This window comes from Streptomyces sp. NPDC047000 (assembly GCF_040644295.1).
Classification (GTDB): Bacteria; Actinomycetota; Actinomycetes; order Streptomycetales; family Streptomycetaceae; genus Streptomyces.
Window position 1 is genome coordinate 44,064 of sequence record NZ_JBEYWE010000039.1, and the last position, 19,317, is coordinate 63,380.

Genomic DNA, 19,317 nt, shown 5'->3' on the forward strand with positions numbered 1-19,317 from the left:
GACGGGGTGCGAAGGTCGCCCTTCCCAGTGTGCGCGCGCGGCGCCGCTCGGGAGGGCCCGGGAAGGTCAGAGGGCATGGGGCCAGTTCTCGGCGAGGTCGTTCCACAGGTAGGCGGTGGTCTCGGCCCCCTTGAGGAGGAGGCCGATCTCCACTTTCTCATCGGGGGCGTGCCAGCCGTCGGACGGGACCGAGACGCCCAGGAAGAGGACCGGCGCCCCGAGGATCTCCTGGAGGTCGGCGGCGGGCCCGGAACCGCCTTCGCGGGTGTACCGCACCGGGCTCTCGAAGGCACGGCCCATCGCCCGGACGACGGACTGCAGGGCGGGATGGTCGAGCGGGGTCAGGCACGGGCGGGTGGCCGGGGCGAACGTGATCTCGTGCCGGATCCCGGCGGGCACCTGTACGGCGGCCCAGCTGCGGACGGCGGTCTCGATGTGGTCCGGGTCCTGGCCGGCGACCAGCCGGAAGGAGAGCTTCACCATGGCGGACGACGGGATGATCGTCTTGCTGCCGGGTCCCTGGTAACCGCCGCCGATGCCGTTGACCTCGGCGGTGGGCCGGGCCCAGATGCGTTCCAGCGTGGTGTGCCCGGCCTCGCCGTGGAGGGCGTGCGACTTGGCGGTGCGCAGCCAGCTCAGCTCGTCGAAGGGCAGTTCGGCGAAGAGTTCCCGTTCGCGGTCGGTGAGCTCGGCGACACCGTCGTAGAAACCGGGCACCGCCACGTGCGCGTGCTCGTCGTGCAGGGCGGCGACCAGGCGGGCGGCGGCGGTCGCCGGGTTGGGGACCGCGCCGCCGAAGGCGCCGGAGTGGATGTCCTGGTCGGGGCCGTACAGCCGGATCTCGCACTCGGCGAGGCCACGCATGCCGGTGCACACCGTCGGGGTGTCCTCGGACCACATGCCGGTGTCGGAGACGATCACCAGGTCGGCGGCGAGCCGCGCGGCGTTCTTCTCGACGAGGGCCCGGAAGGCCGGGGAGCCGGACTCCTCCTCGCCCTCGATCAGCAGCTTGAGGTGGACGGCCGGGGCGGCGCGGCCCGTGGTGGCGAGGTGGGCGCGCACACCGAGGGTGTGGAAGAAGACCTGGCCCTTGTCGTCGGCGGCCCCGCGCGCGTACAGGCGGTCGCCGCGGACGACGGGTTCGAAGGGCTCCGTCCGCCAGCCGTCCTCGCGGGCGGCGGGCTGCACGTCGTGATGGCCGTAGACGAGGACCGTGGGTGCCCCGGGGTCGTCGGAGGGCCACTCGGCGAACACGGCCGGGGCTCCGGGGGTCTCCCAGACCTCGGCGACCGGGAAGCCGGTCCGGGCGAAGGCGCCGGCGAGCCAGACCGCGCTGCGCCGTACATCGGGTGCGTGGTCCGGCCGGGCCGACACGGAGGGGATCCTCAGCCATGCGGCGAGGTCGTCCAGGAAGGCGGTGCGGTGCTGCTCGATGTACGCGCGGACGGCGCTGTCCGGGGTCTGGCTCATGGTCACGAGCCTATCCGCCCGCGGCGGCATCCTCGCTGGGCGGTTGGTCACACAGGGGTGGTCCGGGGTCCTGACCCAGGAGAATCCGTTCCAGTCCGGCCCGGCCGGGCAGGCCCTCGGGGCGTACGGTCTCGCCGTCGCGCACATAGAGGAACACGGCCGTGACCGACTCCAGGGGCACGCCCTGCTGCTCGGCCCAGGCGAGCCGGTAGAGGGCCAGCTGGAGGGGGTCGGCGGTGCGGTTGCGGTGGGTCTTCCAGTCGACGATCTCGTACGTGGCCGTGTCGCCGTCGCCCGTGCGGTAGACGGCGTCGATACGGCCCCGTACGACGCGGCCGGCGATCTCCAGCTGGAAGGGCGACTCCATGCGGTGGGGGGTGCGGCGCGCGTACTCGGTCCGCTCGAAGGCGTCCTTGAGAGCCGCCAGGTCGCGCTCGTCGGCGATCTCGGCCTCGCTGCCGGGCAGGTCGTCGGGGTCGAGCAGGGGCAGCGGCAGTTCCTCGAAGCGGGACTCCACCCAGGCGTGGAACCGGGTGCCGCGGCGTGCGGCGGGCTGCGGCGGGCGCGGAAGGGGGCGGGCGAGGTCCTGCGCGAATCCGTCCGGGTCGGCGGCCAGGCGCAGCAGCTCGGACGCGGTGAGCGTCGGCGGCAGGGGGACCTGGGTGATGTCCTGGCGGGCCTGCAGGAGCTCGCCGGTGAGCGCGTCGAGGTCACGGTCCCAGGAGTCGACGGTGCGGGCCTCCTCGGGGGTGAGGGGGGTCCGGTACGGGTCGGGGGTGCCGGGGCCGGGGTGGGGGGTGCCGCCGGGGGGTGCGGTGACCTGCTGGGGGACGGTGGAGCGGGTCGCGGGGGGTGCGGCGGGGCGGTCGGCGGTCCAGGAGTCCCAGTCGGCGGTGTCCTCGACAGGGGTGTCCTCGGGAATGTCCTCGGCGGGGGTGCCCTCGGCGGGTGCCGGCTCTGCCGCGGCGGCCGCGGCGGCCTCGGCGGACGGGCCGGGGGCCGGCGTGTCCGGGTCGAAGGGGTCGTCGTCGAGGAAAGGCCCGTCGAGGAAGGGCTCGTCGGGAAAGGGCTCGTCGTCCGGCGGCGGGGGCCGCTCCGGGTCGTCGTGGACCGGTGCGTCGGGGGACGCCGGCCCGTGCGCGGCATCCGGGCGTGCTGGGTACGGATGGGCTCCGTACGGCCGGGCCGCCGCCTGCTCCAGATGGGCCATGACGGTCTCCGCGGCGGCACGGCGGCGCGTGAGGGCCTCCTCGTCCAGGGGCAGCGGCCAGGCGAGGTCGGCGGTGGCGCGCCGCAGGGCGGGGTTCTCGTCGTCCTCCCCGGGCTCGTCGGCCCAGGCCTCGATCTCGCCGTACCCGGCCGCGCAGTGGTCATGGAGCTGCTGGAGGAAGCCGGACGGCCCGCGGGGCTTCTTCTGGGTGGGGCCCCACCAGTGGCCGGAGCCGAGCAGCAGGGAGCGGGGGCGGGTGAAGGTGACGTAGCCGAGGCGGAGCTCCTCGGTGTACTGGTGGTCCTTCATCGCCTCGTGGAAGGCCTTGAGGCCCTTGGCGTCCCAGCTCGCGACGTCGGGGAGCGTGTCGGCGTCGCCGCGGAGGCCGTGCGGGAGGACCTTGGCCTGCGCGGTCCACTTGTCACGGCCCTGGGCGCTGGGGAAGGTGCCGGTGACCAGGCCGGGGACGGCCACGACGTCCCATTCCAGGCCCTTGGACCTGTGGGCGGTGAGCACCTTGACGGTGTTCTCGCCGCCCGGCAGCGCGTTGTCGAGGCCCTTCTCGTACTGGGCCGCGGTGCGCAGGAAGGCGAGGAAGGCCAGCAGGGTGGCCTCGGCGTCGTTCCCGGCGAAGGAGGCGGCGACGTCGAGGAAGTTGGACAGGGTCTCGCGGCGGCGGGCGGCGAGGGCGTGCGGGGAGGCGGACAGTTCCACTTCGAGGCCGGTGGCGGCCAGGACGCGGTGCAGGACGTCCATCAGGGGGTCGGACAGGGAGCGGCGCAGGTCGCGGAGTTCGGTGGCCAGCCGGGCGAAGCGCACGCGCGCGTCGGCCGAGAAGGGCAGCCCGTCGGTGCCGGCCGCACCGGGGGTGCCGGCCAGGGGGGTCTCCAGGAAGGTGTCGAGGGCGTCCGCGAGCGATATCACCTCGGACGGGTCGACGCCCTCGACGGCCTCGGCGAGTCTGCGGTCCGGGTCGCCGTCGCCGTCCGCGCGCGCGTGGGCGACGAGCAGCCGGGCGCGCCGCCCCAGCAGGGCGAGGTCGCGGGGGCCGATGCGCCAGCGGGGGCCGGTCAGGAGGCGGACCAGGGAGGCGTTGGCGCCGGGGTCCTGGAGCACCTCGCAGACGGCGACCAGGTCGGCGACCTCCGGCAGGTGCAGCAGCCCGGACAGGCCGACGACCTCGACGGGCACGTCACGGGCGACGAGGGCGCCCTGGATCTCGGCGAAGTCGGCCGCCGTACGGCACAGTACGGCGATCTCGCCGGGCGCCTTTCCGGTGCGGACGAGGTGGGCGACGGAGTCGGCGAGCCAGTCGATCTCCTCGGCGTGGGTGGGCAGCAGCGCGCAGCGCACGAGGCCGTCGCGTTCGGCGCCGGGGGCCGGGCGCAGGGCCTCGACCCCCTCGTGCAGGGCGCGCAGGGGTGCGGCGAGGCCGTTGGCGAGGTCGAGGAGGCGGCCGCCGCTGCGGCGGTTCTCGCCGAGCGCCTGCCGGCGGGCCGGGCTGCCGTCGGCGTGGGCGAAGTGGTCGGGGAAGTCGTCGAGGTTGGCGACGGAGGCGCCGCGCCAGCCGTAGATGGCCTGGCAGGGGTCGCCGACGGCGGTGACGGGGTGGCCGGTGCCGGAGCCGAAGAGTCCGGCGAGCAGGACGCGCTGGGCGACGGAGGTGTCCTGGTACTCGTCGAGGAGGACCACCTTGAACTCGTCGCGCAGGATGCGGCCGACCTCGGGGAGCGTGGCGAGGCGGGCGGCGAGGGCGATCTGGTCGCCGAAGTCGAGCAGGTCGCGTTCGCGTTTGGCGGCCCGGTAGCGGACCACCAGGTCGGCGAGTTCACGGCGGGCGGCGGCGGTCTCGGGCACCTTGCGCAGGTCGGCGTTGCTGAGCCGGGCGCCTTCCAGGGTGTGCAGCAGACCGGCGTCGTGGTCGCGCAGCTCCTGCGGGTTCACCAGGTGTTCGGCCAGTTCGCCGTCGAGCGCGAGGAGGTCGCCGACCAGGTCGGGGAAGGAGCGGGTCAGCGCCGGGTAGGGGCCGGGGGCGGCGCGCAGCACGCGTGCGGCGAGCTGGAAACGGGTGGCGTCGGCGAGCAGACGGGAGGTCGGTTCGAGTCCGATACGCAGGCCGTGGTCGGTCAGGAGACGGCCCGCGAAGGAGTGGTACGTGGAGATCAGCGGCTCGCCCGGGGGGTGGTCCGGGTCGATGGTGTCGGGGTCGGTGACTCCGGCCTTGACCAGCGCTTTGCGGACGCGTTCGGCGAGTTCACCGGCGGCCTTGTTGGTGAAGGTGAGGCCGAGGACCTGCTCGGGGGCGACCTGGCCGGTGCCGGCCAGCCACACCACGCGGGCCGCCATCACGGTGGTCTTGCCCGATCCGGCTCCGGCCACGATCACCTGCGGGGCGGGCGGCGCGGTGATGCACTCCGTCTGCTCCGGGGTGAAGGGGATGCCGAGGAGCTCCTTGAGCTGCTCGGGGTCGGTGATGCGGGCCATGGGGCAGAGGCTAGCGGCGGGCGCTGACAGCGGAGGACCGGATTGCTGTCATGGAGATGGAAAGCGCAGGTCGAGGCGTTGGGTGCGATCGCTCACCCGGGTCATTCGACGATGTGCCGGCCTTCCGGTCGGGCGCTGCAGGAGGCGCGGAAGGCGCAGTGCGCGCAGTGCTGGCCCGTGCTCGGCGAGAAGCGCTCGTCGAGGACCTTGCCGGCGGCGGTGGCGAGCAGTTCGCCCGCCCACTCCCCCTCCAGGGGCTTCTGGGCCTGCACCTTGGGCAGGGTGTCACCGCCGTCGCGCTGGGGGGCGGCCTGCCGGAGCTGGACGAGTTCGGCGCCGCCGGGTTCGGGGCGGGTGCCCCCGAAGGCGTCGTCCACGGCGCCTTCGCGGACGGCCAGCTGGTAGACGGCGAGCTGCGGGTGCCGGGCGACCTCTCCGGCGGTGGGCGCGTGCTTGCCGGTCTTGAAGTCGACGACGTAGGCACGGCCGTCACCGTCGGCCTCGACCCGGTCCATCTGGCCGCGGATACGCACCTCGTAGTCGCCCGCCTCCAGTGTGACGTCGAAGTCGTGCTCGCTGGACACCGTGGTGCGGCCGGCGCGGTCCATGACGTGCCATTTCAGGAAGCGCTCGAGCGCCACGCGCGCGTTGCCCTTCTCCTGCTCCGACTTCCACGGCGCGTCGAAGGCGAGCGCGTTCCACACCGACTCCAGGCGTTCCATGAGGACGGCCAGGTCGGCGGGGGTGCGTCCGGAGGCGACCTCGTCGGCCAGGACGTGCACGACGTTGCCGAAGCCCTGGGCGGTGGTCGCCGGGGCGTCGGCCTTCACCTCGCGGCCCAGGAACCATTGCAGGGCGCAGGTGTTGGCGAGCTGGTCGAGGGCGCTGCCCGACAGCACGACGGGCTGGTCGCGGTCGCGCAGCGGCACCTTGCTCTCGGTGGGTTCGAACATGCCCCACCAGCGGTAGGGGTGCGCGGCGGGCACCAGCGGGCGGCCGTCCTCGTCGGTGAGCGCGGCGAGCCGGGCCAGCCTGCGGGCGGCGGCCTCGCGCAGCCCGTCGGACACGCGCGGGTCGACCGTCGTCGCGCGCAGTTCGGCGACCAGGGCGGCGACCGAGAGGGGGCGGCGGGGACGTCCGGTGACGTCCCTGGGTGCGACGCCGAGTTCGGCGAGGAAGCGGGAGGGCTGGTCGCCGTCGTCGGCGGGCGCCTTCACGGCGGTGACGACGAGGCGGTCGCGCGCGCGGGTGGCGGCCACGTAGAACAGGCGGCGTTCCTCGGCGAGCAGCGCGCCGGGGGTGAGCGGTTCGGCGAGTCCGTCGCGGCCGATGCGGTCGGCCTCCAGGAGGGAGCCGCGGCGGCGCAGGTCGGGCCACAGTCCCTCCTGGACGCCCGCGACGACGACCAGGCGCCACTCGAGTCCCTTGGAACGGTGGGCGGTCATCAGGCGTACGGCGTCCGGACGCACCGCGCGCCGGGTGAGGGTGTCGGCGGCGATGTCCTGGGCCTCGACCTCGGCGAGGAAGTTGAGGGCGCCGCGTCCGCCGGTGCGTTCCTCCGCGCGCGCGGCGGTCGCGAACAGCGCGCACACCGCGTCCAGGTCGCGGTCGGCGTTGCGGCCGGCCGCGCCGCCGCGCCGGACGGCCCGTTCCAGGCGGCCGGGCCAGGGCGTGCCGTCCCACAGGTCCCAGAGGGCCTCCTCGGCGGTGCCGCCGCCCGCGAGGCGCTCACGGGCCTTCCTGAGCAGCGCGCCGAGCCGCTGCGCGCCGCGCGCGTAGGCCGGGTCGTGGGTGACGAGCCGCTCCGGCTCGGCCAGCGCCCGCGCCAGCAGTACGTCGGAGGGCGGCGGTACGGGGTTCCCGGCGTTCCGCTCCTCCTCGCGCAGGGCGCGTCCGAGCCGCCGCAGATCGGCGGCGTCCATCCCGCCGAGCGGGGAGGCGAGGAGGGTGAGCGCGGTCTCGGTGTCCAGCCAGCAGGGGGCGTCCGCGGGGCCGACCTGGTCGGAGCCGACCTCGTCGGAGTGGGCCGCGTCGGCACCGGCCACATCAGAGTCCGCCACATCAGAGTCGGCACCGGCCACATCGGGTTGGGCCGCGTCGGCACCGGCCGCATCGGAGCCGCCCCCGCCGGGGTCGGGCTCCGCCGCGCGCGGTGCGTCCGCGGGACCGGCCCCCCGTTCCCCCGCTGCCGACGCCTCCGCCCCGGCGACCGCGTGCAGGGCGGTCAGAAGGGGTGTCACCGCGGGTTCGTGGCGCAGGGGGAGGTCGTCACCGTCGATGTCGAGGGGGACGCCCGCCGAGGTGAGGGCCCGGCGGACCGTGGGGATCATGCGGGAGCCGGCGCGTACCAGGACGGCCATCGCGCCCCAGGGGACGCCGTCCTCGAGGTGTGCCCGGCGCAGGATGTCCGCGATGTTGTCCAGTTCCGTGCCGGGTGTGGGGTAGGTGTAGACCTCGACCCGGCCGCCCTCGCGCGCGGGGGCGAGTTCGCGGTGGGCGCGTGTCTTGTCGGCGGGCAGCCGGGTGAGGGGCATGCGCCGGGTGAGCAGCCGGGTGGCGGCGAGGAGACCGGCGCCGGACCGGCGGGAGGTGCGCAGCACCTCCACGGGGGCGGGGCGGCCGTCCGGGCGCGGGAAGGCCGCCGGGAAGCCGAGGATGCCGTTCACGTCCGCTCCGCGGAACGCGTAGATCGACTGGTCGGGGTCGCCGAAGGCGACGAGGGTGCGCCCGCCGCCCGCCAGGGCGCGCAGCAGCCGTACCTGCGCGGGGTCCGTGTCCTGGTACTCGTCGACGTACACGGCGTCGTAGCGGGCGGCGAGCTGCGCGGCGGCCTCGGGGCGGTGGGCGAGGAGGACGGCGCGGTGGACGAGTTCGGCGTAGTCCAGCACGCCCTGCAGGTCGAGCACGTCGAGGTACTCGGCGAGGAACGCGGCGGCGGCGCGCCAGTCGGGGCGGCCGATACGGCGGGCGAAGGCGTCCAGGGCGACGGGGCCGAGGCCCAGCTCGCGGCTGCGGGCGAGGACCGCGCGGACCTCGTCGGCGAAGCCCCGGGTGGTGAGGCAGGCGCGCAGTTCGCGGGGCCACCGCACATGCGCGAGGCCGAGCCGTTCCAGGTCGGGCTGGCCGCCGAGGAGCTCGCGTACGGTCACGTCCTGCTCCGGGCCGGACAGCAGGCGCAGCGGCTCCACGAACAGCTCGCTGTCCTGGTGGGCGCGGACCAGGGCGTAGCAGAACGAGTGGAAGGTGGTCGCCCGGGGCGCGCGGGCGGCGCCGATGCGCAGCGCCATGCGGTCGCGCAGTTCCACGGCGGCCTTGCGGCTGAAGGTGAGCACCAGGATGCGTTCGGGGTCGGCGCCGTGGGTGACGCGTGCCGCGACGGACTCGACGAGCGTGGTGGTCTTCCCGGTGCCGGGGCCCGCCAGGACGAGCAGCGGTCCACCGCCGTGGTCAACCACGGCGCGCTGCGCGGCGTCAAGACGAGGGGGGACCGGTCCGGAAGGCGGGGTGCGCACCAGTCGGTAAGCGCCACGGCTCCCCTGCCGCACCTGGGGGTGCGTCGGGCGTCTGGTGGAGAAAGAGGAGCTCACGTGGTTCGCCGGTCCTGGTGGTTGTGCTGGTTGCCTGACTGCCGAGCGGTGGCCGCGGGGTGACGGGGAGATGCGCGGTCGACGCTACGCCGGCGGACCGCCCGGAAGACGTGCTTCCGTTTCTTCCCCCGCGTCGCTCCTGGCTCCGGCCGCTCGTCCGCCCGGCACGCCACTCGCGTCCGGCGTGCCACTCGCGTCCCTCGCCCTTCGAACGTACGGCATGGGGTGCGTGTGCCCGCTGTCACCCGTACGGCCCACGGAGCGCCTCCGGGACGGCCCGGTGCCGGAAGCCGTCAGCTGTGATCCTCCCCACCCGCGGTGCCGTCCCAGCGGGCCCGCCGCAGATCGACGCGCGGCAGGTGCCCGTCGGCCGACCGGCTCGCCTCCCGCAGCGGGGTGCCCTCCGAGCGGTAGCGGGCGAGGGCCGCCTGCTCGTGGCCGGGGAGGAGGATTCCGTCCGCCCGGATGACGCGCCACCATGGGACGGGGGCGCCGTAGAGGGCCATCACCCGGCCCACCTGCCGGGGGCCGCCCTCCTCGAGCCATTCGGCGACGTCCCCGTACGTCATGACACGCCCGGGCGGGATCCGTTCCGCGACCTCCAGGACCCGCTCGGCATAGTCCGGCAGGCCGTCCGCGTGGTCGGGGCGGGCGGCCCGGGGAAGGCTTTCCTCGCTCATTCGCCCCATCCTGCCCCACCCCACCGACAACGCGGCGGGCCCCGCGACCGCTCCGTCCCTCGCCCCGCGGCGACGCGTCCGGCAGACTGTGCGCCCTCGCTGCCGCACCCTGACGCCCGCGTCTGCCGGTGGGACGTGCCACCATCGTGCGGGCGGTGACCGGTGATACGAGATCAAGAAGAGACGATGAAGCAACAGGGTGTGGACCCCGAGGGCGCCGAGGGCCCCTCGGACGCCTCGTCGCGCCCGGACACCGGCGGCAGCGGGCGGCGGCAGGACGGGACGGCGGCCCGTGACGGGGTGACCTCCGGTACTCCCGGTCCCGGCGGCGACCCCGACGTGGCGCACATCGACGAGGTCGAGGGCGACGAACCGCTGCTCCCCGCGCGCGTGCACCGGCCCTCCGACCTGATGCGCCTCATGGTGGGCGTGGCCGCCGTCATCGTGCTGCTCGCGATCGCCGGCTTCGCGCACGGCACCACGTCGGGACTCGAACAGGACATCAACAAGGGCACCGGCCAGGCCCCCGACCTGCTGACCAAGATCGCGGGACTGGTCTCCAGCATCGCGATCCTGCTGGTCCCCGTGGCGTTCGCGATCGAGCGGCTGATCAAGCGGGACGGGCTGCGGATCGCCGACGGCGTCCTGGCCGCCGTCCTCGCGCACGGTGTGACCCTCGCCACCGACCTGTGGGTCGCCAAGGCGGCACCCGACTCGATCCAGGAGGCGCTCACCCAGCCCTCCCCCGGTGACCTCCACGCCCTGACCGACCCGGTCCACGGCTATCTGGCCCCTGTCATCGCGTACATGACGGCCGTCGGCATGTCCCGCAGACCGCGCTGGCGCGCCGCGCTGTGGACCGTGCTGCTCCTCGACGCGTTCTCCATGCTGGTCACCGGCTACACGACACCGTTCTCGATCATCCTGACGGTGCTCATCGGGTGGACCGTCGCCTACGGCACCCTGTACGCGGTCGGCTCGCCGAACGTGCGGCCCACCGGCCGCACCCTCATGGCGGGCCTGCGCACCGTCGGTTTCCGCCCGGTCACCGCCTCGCGCGAGGAGAGCCCGGAGGCCACCGAGAACGGCTACCGGGGCAGGCGCTACTTCGTCACCCTCGAGGACGGCCCGCCGCTCGACGTCACCGTCGTCGACCGCGAGCAGCAGGCCCAGGGCTTCTTCTACCGTGCCTGGCGCAACCTCGCCCTGCGCGGTTTCGCCACCCGCAGCAGCTTCCAGTCGCTGCGCCAGGCCCTGGAGCAGGAGGCGCTGCTCGCGTACGCGGCCATCGCGGCCGGGGCGAACGCGCCGAAGCTGATCGCGACCTCCGAGCTCGGCCCGGACGCGGTGATGCTCGTCTACGAGCACACCGGCGGGCGCACCCTGGACTCGCTGGCCGACGAGGAGATCACCGACGAGCTGCTGCGCCACACCTGGCAGCAGGTGGAGGCGCTGCAGTCCCGGCGCATCGCACACCGCAGGCTGGCCGGTGACGCCGTCCTGGTGGACCGTTCCGGCTCGGTGATCCTCACCGATCTGCGCGGCGGTGAGATCGCGGCCGGTGATCTGCTGCTGCGCATGGACGTCGCCCAGCTGCTGACGACGGTCGGGCTGCGGGTGGGCGCCGAACGGGCGGTGTCGTCGGCGGTCGGGGTGCTCGGGCCCGACAAGGTCGCCGACTGCCTGCCCATGCTCCAGCCCATCGCGCTGACGCGCTCCACGCGCGGGACGCTGCGCCGGCTCGCCCGGGAACGCGCGCAGCGCGAGCGTGAGGCGGTGCTGGAGGCGTCGCAGCAGGCCAAGACGGCCCGGCTCGGCGAGGCGTCCGAGGAGTCCGGTGCGGCGGCCGGCGGGAAGCCGGACAAGCGGACCGTACGCGCGGAGGCGCGGGCCGAGAAGCGGGCGATCGACGAGGCGGTGGAGGAGGCCCGTGAGGAGGACCTGCTCACCCTGATCCGCCACCAGGTGCTGCGGATCAGGCCGCAGGCACCGGTGGAGCCCGCCCGGCTGGAGCGGGTGCGGCTGCGCACCCTGCTCAGTATCTTCGCGGGCGCGATCGGCGCGTACTTCCTGCTGTCGCAGCTCACGCATATCGAGTTCGGGACCCTGTTCGCCGACGCGCAGTGGGGCTGGGTCGCGGCGGCGGTGCTGTTCTCGGCGGCCAGCTATGTCGCGGCGGCGATGGCGCTGCTCGGCTTCGTGCCGGAGCGGGTGCCGTTCCCGCGGACCGTGGCGGCGCAGGTCGCCGGGTCATTCGTGAAGATCGTGGCACCGGCCGCGGTCGGCGGTGTGGCGCTCAACACGCGGTTCCTGCAACGTGCGGGGGTGCGGCCGGGGCTCGCGGTGGCCAGCGTGGGCGCCTCGCAGCTGTTCGGGCTCGGCTGTCACATCCTGATGCTGCTGTCGTTCGGCTATCTGACCGGCACGGAGAAGACGCCGTCGCTGTCGCCGTCCCGGACGGTCATCGCGGGCCTGCTGACGGTGGCGGTGCTGGTGCTGGTGGTGACGTCGGTGCCGTTCCTGCGCAAGTTCGTCGCCACGCGCGTGCGGTCGCTGTTCGCGGGCGTGGTGCCGCGCATGCTGGACGTGCTTCAGCGGCCGCAGAAGCTGGTCACCGGCATCGGCGGGATGCTGCTGCTGACGGCCTGCTTCGTGATGTGCCTGGACGCGTCGATCCGCGCGTTCGGCAACCAGTCGACCTCGCTGAGCATCGCCAGCGTCGCCGTCGTCTTCCTGGCCGGCAACGCGCTCGGCTCCGCCGCGCCAACGCCCGGCGGGGTCGGCGCCGTGGAGGCGACCCTGACCGTCGGTCTGATCGCCGTGGGCCTGCCGAAGGAGGTCGCGGCACCGGCCGTCCTGCTGTTCCGGCTGCTGACGCTGTGGCTGCCGGTGCTGCCGGGCTGGCTGGCCTTCAACCATCTGACGCGCAAGGGCGCCCTGTAGCCGCCGCACCCCGCGTCCCGCCCCCCGCATCTTGCATGAAAGAGCAGGTCAGAGGGTTGTCCACAGGCCAAAGCGGGCTCGGCTCGACCCGCCTAGTATGGCCTGACCGCTCTCCGTGACACGGTGCGGAGGGCCTGTGAGGGGGATGCGCATGGCACGTCTCGTACGGTGGACGGCCGCACTCGCGGCGGCGCTGCTGGTGGCCGGCTGCGGCAGCGGATCGTCGGGCCCGGGCGGGGACGGGGAGAAGCACTCCTCGGCTGCGTCGTCCACGGCACCGTCCTCGGGCGGCACCCGGGCCCTGCCGGCATCGCTGACCTCGCAGCGGCTGGACTGGGGCCGCTGCAAGGGCACCGCCGACTCCCCCGCGCCCGGCAGCGACTGGCAGTGCGCGACGCTCGAGGCACCGCTCGACTGGTCGAGACCCACCGGGGAGACGATCGGCATCGCCCTGATCCGCGCGAAGGCGAGCGGCGACGGAGGCAAGCGCATCGGCTCGCTGCTGTTCAACTTCGGCGGCCCGGGCGGCTCGGGTGTGTCCACGATGCCGCTGTACGCGGCCACGGTCTCCAAGCTGCGCGAGCGCTACGACCTGGTGAGCTGGGACCCGCGCGGGGTGGGTGGCAGCGAGGGCCTCCGCTGCCGGGGCGACAAGGCGATCCAGGCCGCCGAGTCCGTCGACGCGACACCCGACGACGCCGCCGAGGAGAAGGCCTACTTCCAGGACGCGGCGGACTTCGGCAAGGGCTGTCTGAAGGCCGCGGGCAAGCTGCTGGCGCATGTCTCGACCACCGACACGGCCCGCGACATGGACCTCATGAGGCAGGTCCTCGGCGACACGAGGATGCACTACTTCGGCATCTCCTACGGCACCGAACTCGGCGGCGTCTACGCGCACCTGTTCCCGAAGAAGGTGGGGCGGCTGATCCTCGACGCGGTCGTGGACCCCGGTGCCGACGCGGTCGGTCACGCGGAGAACCAGGCGAAGGGCTTCCAGCGAGCCCTCGACGACTACCTCAGGTCGACCGGGCAGAACCCGGAGCAGGGATCACGGAAGATCGCGGACCTGCTGAAGCGGCTCGACACGACACCGCTGCCGACGTCCTCCGGGCGGAAACTGACGCAGACTCTCGCGGTCACCGGCATCGTCCTGCCGCTCTACAGCCAGTCGAGCTGGCCGGAACTCACCAGCGCGCTCGAGGCGGCCGGGCAGGGCGACGGTTCGGAGCTGCTGGCACTCGCCGACCAGTACGACGAGCGTGACAGCTCGGGGCGTTACGGCACGTCGTCCCACTCCCAGCGGGCCATATCGTGCCTGGACGACCGGCAGCGGCCGACCGCCGCGCAGACGAAGAAGCTGCTGCCGGCCTTCGAGAGGATCTCACCCGTGTTCGGGGACTTCCTGGGCTGGGACACGGCAGGCTGGTGCCACGACTGGCCGGTGGCCGGGCAGCACGACACGCCGGAGGTCAGCGCGCCGGGTGCCGCCCCGATCCTGCTGGTGGGCAACACGGGCGACCCGGCGACACCGTACGAGGGCGCGCGCAGCATGGCCGACGAACTGGGCAAGGGCGTCGGGGTGGAGCTCACCTGGCACGGCGAGGGGCACGGGGCGTACGGCAACGGGAGCGACTGCGTCGACTCGACGGTGAACGCCTATCTGCTCGACGGCACGGTCCCGAAGGACGGCAAGGTCTGCTCCTGACAAAGGCGCGGACAGCGGCGGGGGCCGCGGGCACCCATGGTGCTCACGACCCCCGTCACCTGGCAGGACCGGCAGGAAGGACGGACCGGGACTCAGTAGACGGGCTTGTGCGGCTCGATCTGGTTGACCCAGCCGATCACACCGCCGCCGACGTGCACGGCGTCCGAGAAGCCCGCGGACTTCAGCACCGCGAGGACTTCCGCACTGCGGACACCCGTCTTGCAGTGCAGGACGATCTTCCTGTCCTGGGGAAGGGTCTCCAGCGCGGTGCCCATGAGGAACTCGTTCTTCGGGACCAGCCGGGCACCCGGGATGGAGACGATCTCGTACTCGTTCGGCTCGCGGACATCGATGATGTCGATGTTCTCGCCCTCGTCGATCCACTCCTTGAGCTGCTTGGGAGTGATCGTCGCACCGGCCGCCGCCTCCTGGGCCTCCTCGGACACGACGCCGCAGAAGGCCTCGTAGTCGATGAGTTCGGTGACGGTCGGGTTCTCGCCGCAGACCGCGCAGTCGGGGTCCTTGCGGACCTTCACCTGGCGGTACTGCATCTCCAGCGCGTCGTAGATCATCAGCCGGCCGACCAGCGGCTCCCCGATGCCGGCGAGCAGCTTGATGGCCTCGTTGACCTGGATCGAGCCGATGGACGCGCACAGCACGCCGAGGACGCCGCCCTCGGCGCAGGAGGGCACCATGCCGGGGGGCGGGGGCTCCGGGTACAGGCAGCGGTAGCAGGGGCCGTGCTCGGACCAGAACACGGACGCCTGGCCGTCGAAGCGGTAGATCGATCCCCACACGTACGGCTTGTTCAGCAGCACGCAGGCGTCGTTGACCAGGTAGCGGGTCGCGAAGTTGTCCGTGCCGTCGACGATCAGGTCGTACTGGCTGAAGATGCCCATCACGTTGTCGGCCTCGAGCCGCTCCTCGTGAAGGACCACGTTCACGTACGGGTTGATGCCCTTGACGGTGTCACGGGCGGACTCCGCCTTGGAGCGGCCGATGTCGGACTGGCTGTGGATGATCTGACGCTGCAGGTTCGACTCGTCGACCTCGTCGAACTCCACGATGCCGAGCGTGCCCACGCCGGCCGCCGCCATGTACATCAGCGCCGGCGAGCCCAGGCCGCCGGCGCCCACACAGAGCACCTTGGCGTTCTTCAGCCGCTTCTGCCCGTCCATCCCGACATCGGGGATGATCAGGTGACGGGAGTACCTGCGGACCTCGTCTACGGTGAGCTCGGAAGCGGGCTCGACCAGGGGTGGCAACGACACGGGGACTCCGTTGGTCGGTCGATCACTACAGTTGTTCTGCCTGTAACACTGCCACGGGCTTCTTCATTCCGAGACACCTGTTCCGATCCGCGAGATGAGATCGTCCCAGTAGCCGGGCAGGGCCTCCCAGGGGTCGGCACGGCCGCCGCGGTCGGTCCGCTCCGTGAAGCAGACCGTGGCCGCGCCCTGCCAGCGGGCGACACGCAACGCCTCGTCGAGATGACCGCGGGGCACTCCGTGGACGAAATGGCAGAACAGGTCGGGCGGGTAGTGGGCGGTCCACTCCGCGGCCTCCGACCAGCGGTAGTCGTTCCAGGAGCCGCGGAAGGTGACGAGCTGGTCGGCGTTCTCGGCGTAGCCGGGGTACGGGTGGGTGCCGTGCCCGAGGACGATGTGGGCTTGGTCACGGAGGGTGCGGAGGGTGCCGGTCAGGCGGCGGACCGCCGGGAGCGAGGCACGCCCGGTCGGGCAGCGCTCCAGGAGGAAGCCGTCGGCCCGGTACCAGTCGAGGTGGCGCTGCGCGTCGGCGATCAGCTCGGCGAAGGGCCGGGTGCCGTTCCGGGTGTCGAGGTGGCCGAGGACCCGCACGCCCGCGCCGCGCAGCCGGGCGGTGGCCGCGAGACAGTACGGGTCGGGGCGCACGCCCGGACCGGAGTCGACGTCGAGGACGACCCAGTGCAGGGGTGCGCCGGGGTCGGCGAGTCCGGCCCACTCGGCGGGTGCGAGGAGGGGATGGGCGAGGGCGGGGACCCCGAGGCCGGTACGGACACCGGTGCTCGTGAAGGTTCCCGTCGCACCGGTCACAGGCGGCATGCCGCCTCCATCCAGATGTCGGCGAGGGACTCCTCGAGGTTGATGCGGGGCCGCCAGCCGAGCCGGTCGCGCGCGGTGCGCACATCGGCCTGCTGCCAGCTTCCGCACCCGTCCGGGTACGGGTGCGTGAGGGGCGGCACGTGGTCGGGGTCGGTGCGGGGGTGCCCGATGGCGGCCCGCAGCGGGCCCGACGGTCCGTCGAGTTCGTTCAGGGCACCGCCGTATCCGGCGACCCGGGCGAGGACGGCGGCCGCGTCCCGCAGCCGCACGGCGCGCCCGGAGCCGATGTTGATGACGCCCTGTGCCGCGGAGAGCGAGGCGGCGTGCACGGCGCGGGCGACGTCACGCACATCGACGAAGTCGCGCTGGACGCCCAGGCCGCCGAGTTTGAGATCGCCGTCGCCGGACTGCATGGCGCGGCGCATGGCGTCCGCGAGCCGGCCGAGCGGGGAACCGGCCGGTGTGCCGGGCCCCGCGGGTGAGAAGACGCGCAGGACGACGGCGTCGAGACCGGAGCCGAGGACGAGTTCGGTGGCGGCGAGCTTGCTGACGCCGTACGGGCCGCCGGGCCGGGGCACGGCGTCCTCGGCGGTGGAGGAGCCGGGCTGGCTGGGCCCGTACTCGGCGCTGCACCCGACCTGCACGAGACGGGCGCCGCAGCCGCTGCGGCGCAGGGCCTCGCAGACGGTGGCGACGGCGACGGTGTTGTGGCGGATGAGTTCGCGCGCACCGCCGCGGGTGGCACCCGCGCAGTTGATGACGGCCTGCGGCTGCACGGCGTCGACGAAACGGGTGAGTGCGCCGGGACTGCCGGTCGCGAGGTCGAAACGGACGTCGGCGTCGTCGCCGCGGCCGAGCGCGGTGAGCTGGACGGCCGGGTCGGCGAGCAGGCGGTCGGCGACGAAGCGGCCGAGGTAGCCGTTGGCTCCGATCAGCAGGACCCTCATCGTGCGGCTCCCGCGGTGTGCGCTCCGGTGGTTCCGGATGCTCCGGACAGTCCGGATCGGGAGGTGGTCATCTGGTGTTCTCCTTCAACGGGGTGAGGCGGTCGCCCGCCTCGGTGGTGCGTGGGGGGTGAGGTCATGGCGCGTCGCCCGGTGCGGCGTACGCGGAGGCCCTGGTCAGGGCGCGGGTGGCGGGGACGAGGAGGGCCAGGGCGGCGGCCGCGCAGACGAGCGCGGGGATGCCACCGGGGCCCCAGGTGTCCGCCAGGAGGTCCATGGGTGCGGCGAGGACGGCGCAGCCGGGGAGGCGGGCGGTGAGGGGCAGGGCCAGCGCGGCCGCCTCGGTACCGGCCGTGAGCCCGATGGCCAGTGCGGGGGCGCGGGTCGAGCCGTGGACGGTGAGCAGGCGGGCGAGCAGCAGGAGGGCACCCAGGGCGAGTCCCTCGGCATACCGTGCGGGCTCGTGCAGGAGGGCACCGCTGAGGGCGAGCAGACCTGTCAGGACAGCCAGGAACAGGGCGAGTGTGCCGGGCAGCGGGGACGCCGCGGACTGCGAGAACTCCGCGGGTCCGCGGCCGGCCGCCAGACCACCGCGGGCCCGGACGGTCAGGAGCCGTGCGCTCCAGGCCGCCGGGGCGAAGCCCAGGGCGAGGGCCAGTACCGGGGCGGTGGCCGTGGGCCAGGGGCCGTGGACGGTGCCGTCGGGCAGGCTGTCGGGGCCGCCGCGGAGGATGGCGCCGAGCAGGCCGTCTCCGAGGAGGGCGTAAGCGAGGAGCCAGCACGTCCAGACGCGGGTGCACGGCGGTGTGCGCTGCGCACGGGTACCGGCCGGCAGACTCAGGGGGCCGTGGCGGAGGGCCGATTGCAGGGCGAGGGCCACGGCGAGGAGGCCGGTGGCGGCCACGGCCAGGCGCCGGTGCCCGTCGGTGAGCCGGACGCCGGTCACCGCCACCGCGCACAGGGCGCCGGGCAGCAGGGGCGGCAGGATCCGGCGGGTGCGCGCCTCGGGGCCGGCGGCGGGCGTGGTCCGCGGGGCGGACCCGTCGTCGCGCGGCACGCGTGCGTCCGTCTCCTCGGCGAGGGAGAGGACGTCGCGGTGCCGGTGCGTCAGCGCCTTCACGGGGTCCGCGCCGCCGCCCGGACGTTCCGGCCCCGGCCGCGTGTCCTCGGCACCCCCGGGAAGCGCCGGGGGCCGCGGCTCGGGCTCGCTCCGGCCGGGTAAGAGGGGAAGCGGAGGAAGCGGGGACACGGGCTCGGGGAGACGGCCGGGCGAGGGTGTCTGCCGGCGGTCGGGGCCGGGACGGTCCGGACGGCTCATCGCGTCCCCTCCGGAGCGGTCGGAGGCAGGGCCGCGGCCCGTACCTGTGCACCGGCCGAGCGGCTGGGACCGCCGAGGACGCCGCCGAGCACGTCGAGCGGCGTGGTGCGGTCCGCCGGGTACGTCCGGTGGCCGGGTACGTGGGCCTCCTCCGCGCGGGCGGTCAGACGGTGGGTGCGCAGGGGGACCGTGTACTCGGTGACGAGCGGCGGTACGCCCCAGAAGTGGCGGGCGAGCAGTCCGGGCAGGGCCACCGTCCCGCCGGAGGCGGCGTGGCACAGGTCGGCACGGCCGAGGGCGTCGTCGCCGTACCGGTCGGGGGAGAGGGGGCGCGGGGTGTGTCCGAGGCGGGTGGCGACGGTGAGGAGACCGGGCACGCGCGCCTCGTGCGCGGCGCGGACGGCGCGCGGTGCCCGGCAGGCTCGCTCCAGGGCGCGGACGGTGTCCTCGGGGCGCGGCGCGGCGGTCAGTCCGGGCGTGTCGCGGACGAGGTCGGCGCAGCGTGCGGCGAAGCGCCGGCGCGCACGGCGGCCGTAGGCGCCCCGGCCGGCGGCGGCCGCCTCTCGACGGGCGGGTGCGTCCCGACGGGCGGGTGTCTCTCGCCGGGCGGTGCAGCTGAGTGCGTGGACGTCGAAGTCGTGCCGCCCGAGCCCGCGCACGAGCCGGTCGCACCGGAATCCGGCGTCTCCGCCCGCACAGAGACCGTCACTCTCCGTAAGCAGTCCGATGCGCACGCGCACACCCCCGATCTCGCGTAAGGGAAGCCCCCGTCGACACGGCGGCTCACAGCGGGACGTGCCGTCACGGATAACGGCGGCGTCACGGGGACGCGGAAGACAGACGAGGGGCGCACATGACCGAGCTGGTGCAGCAACTGCTGGTCGACGACGCG

The 19,317-nt window shown here is 74.1% G+C and carries 11 protein-coding genes; 2 read left to right on the plus strand and 9 right to left on the minus strand.

The features are described from left to right. Positions 1-66 precede the first annotated feature (66 nt). The 4 genes from ABZ862_RS35535 to ABZ862_RS35550 form a co-directional block, all read right to left on the minus strand. Entirely contained in the window at positions 67-1,470 is a 1,404-nt protein-coding gene (locus ABZ862_RS35535) for a dipeptidase (RefSeq protein WP_360967755.1), read from the minus strand. Between the two features lie 10 nt (positions 1,471-1,480). Continuing rightward, positions 1,481-5,164: a UvrD-helicase domain-containing protein gene (locus ABZ862_RS35540; RefSeq protein WP_360967758.1), complete on the minus strand. Its 3,684-nt coding sequence runs from the start codon at positions 5,162-5,164 to the stop codon at positions 1,481-1,483. A 101-nt stretch (positions 5,165-5,265) separates the two neighbouring features. Then, positions 5,266-8,751 (minus strand): ATP-dependent DNA helicase, encoded by a 3,486-nt coding sequence (locus ABZ862_RS35545; RefSeq protein ID WP_360967761.1) that lies wholly within the window; start codon positions 8,749-8,751, stop codon positions 5,266-5,268. Positions 8,752-9,044: 293 nt separating this feature from the next. Further along, positions 9,045-9,431, minus strand: a complete 387-nt coding sequence (locus ABZ862_RS35550) for an MGMT family protein (protein ID WP_360967763.1) — start codon at positions 9,429-9,431, stop codon at positions 9,045-9,047. 186 nt (positions 9,432-9,617) lie between these two features. Between ABZ862_RS35550 and ABZ862_RS35555 the strand changes: the two genes are divergently transcribed. Both ABZ862_RS35555 and ABZ862_RS35560 read left to right on the plus strand, forming a co-directional pair. Further along, positions 9,618-12,374 (plus strand): lysylphosphatidylglycerol synthase domain-containing protein, encoded by a 2,757-nt coding sequence (locus ABZ862_RS35555; RefSeq protein ID WP_360967766.1) that lies wholly within the window; start codon positions 9,618-9,620, stop codon positions 12,372-12,374. 151 nt (positions 12,375-12,525) lie between these two features. Beyond that, positions 12,526-14,079, plus strand: a complete 1,554-nt coding sequence (locus tag ABZ862_RS35560) for an alpha/beta hydrolase (protein ID WP_360967769.1) — start codon at positions 12,526-12,528, stop codon at positions 14,077-14,079. Between the two features lie 92 nt (positions 14,080-14,171). Here the strand turns inward: ABZ862_RS35560 and moeZ are convergent, their stop codons facing one another. From moeZ to ABZ862_RS35585, 5 genes are all read right to left on the minus strand, one after another. Further along, positions 14,172-15,350, minus strand: a complete 1,179-nt coding sequence (gene moeZ, locus ABZ862_RS35565) for an adenylyltransferase/sulfurtransferase MoeZ (RefSeq protein ID WP_360967772.1) — start codon at positions 15,348-15,350, stop codon at positions 14,172-14,174. 63 nt (positions 15,351-15,413) lie between these two features. Then, positions 15,414-16,163, minus strand: a complete 750-nt coding sequence (locus ABZ862_RS35570) for a spherulation-specific family 4 protein (RefSeq protein ID WP_360967774.1) — start codon at positions 16,161-16,163, stop codon at positions 15,414-15,416. Continuing rightward, positions 16,151-17,110, minus strand: a complete 960-nt coding sequence (locus tag ABZ862_RS35575) for an NAD-dependent epimerase/dehydratase family protein (protein WP_360967777.1) — start codon at positions 17,108-17,110, stop codon at positions 16,151-16,153. The genes ABZ862_RS35570 and ABZ862_RS35575 overlap by 13 nt, the downstream gene beginning before the upstream one ends. 133 nt (positions 17,111-17,243) lie before the next feature. Next, positions 17,244-18,227, minus strand: a complete 984-nt coding sequence (locus ABZ862_RS35580) for a hypothetical protein (protein ID WP_360967779.1) — start codon at positions 18,225-18,227, stop codon at positions 17,244-17,246. Positions 18,228-18,421: 194 nt separating this feature from the next. Continuing rightward, positions 18,422-19,084 carry a hypothetical protein gene (locus ABZ862_RS35585; protein ID WP_360967782.1) on the minus strand — a complete coding sequence of 221 codons (663 nt, stop codon included), beginning with the start codon at positions 19,082-19,084 and terminating at the stop codon, positions 18,422-18,424. Positions 19,085-19,317: the final 233 nt, after the last annotated feature.

Bases quoted from the DNA above. Each gene is read 5' to 3' on its own strand.
- ABZ862_RS35550 (WP_360967763.1), bottom strand. From the start codon at position 9,431: ATGAGCGAGGAAAGCCTTCCCCGGGCCGCCCGCCCCGACCACGCGGAC.
- ABZ862_RS35575 (WP_360967777.1), bottom strand. From the start codon at position 17,110: ATGAGGGTCCTGCTGATCGGAGCCAACGGCTACCTCGGCCGCTTCGTC.
- ABZ862_RS35540 (WP_360967758.1), bottom strand. From the start codon at position 5,164: ATGGCCCGCATCACCGACCCCGAGCAGCTCAAGGAGCTCCTCGGCATC.
- ABZ862_RS35535 (WP_360967755.1), bottom strand. From the start codon at position 1,470: ATGAGCCAGACCCCGGACAGCGCCGTCCGCGCGTACATCGAGCAGCAC.
- ABZ862_RS35570 (WP_360967774.1), bottom strand. From the start codon at position 16,163: ATGCCGCCTGTGACCGGTGCGACGGGAACCTTCACGAGCACCGGTGTC.
- ABZ862_RS35555 (WP_360967766.1), top strand. From the start codon at position 9,618: ATGAAGCAACAGGGTGTGGACCCCGAGGGCGCCGAGGGCCCCTCGGAC.
- ABZ862_RS35560 (WP_360967769.1), top strand. From the start codon at position 12,526: ATGGCACGTCTCGTACGGTGGACGGCCGCACTCGCGGCGGCGCTGCTG.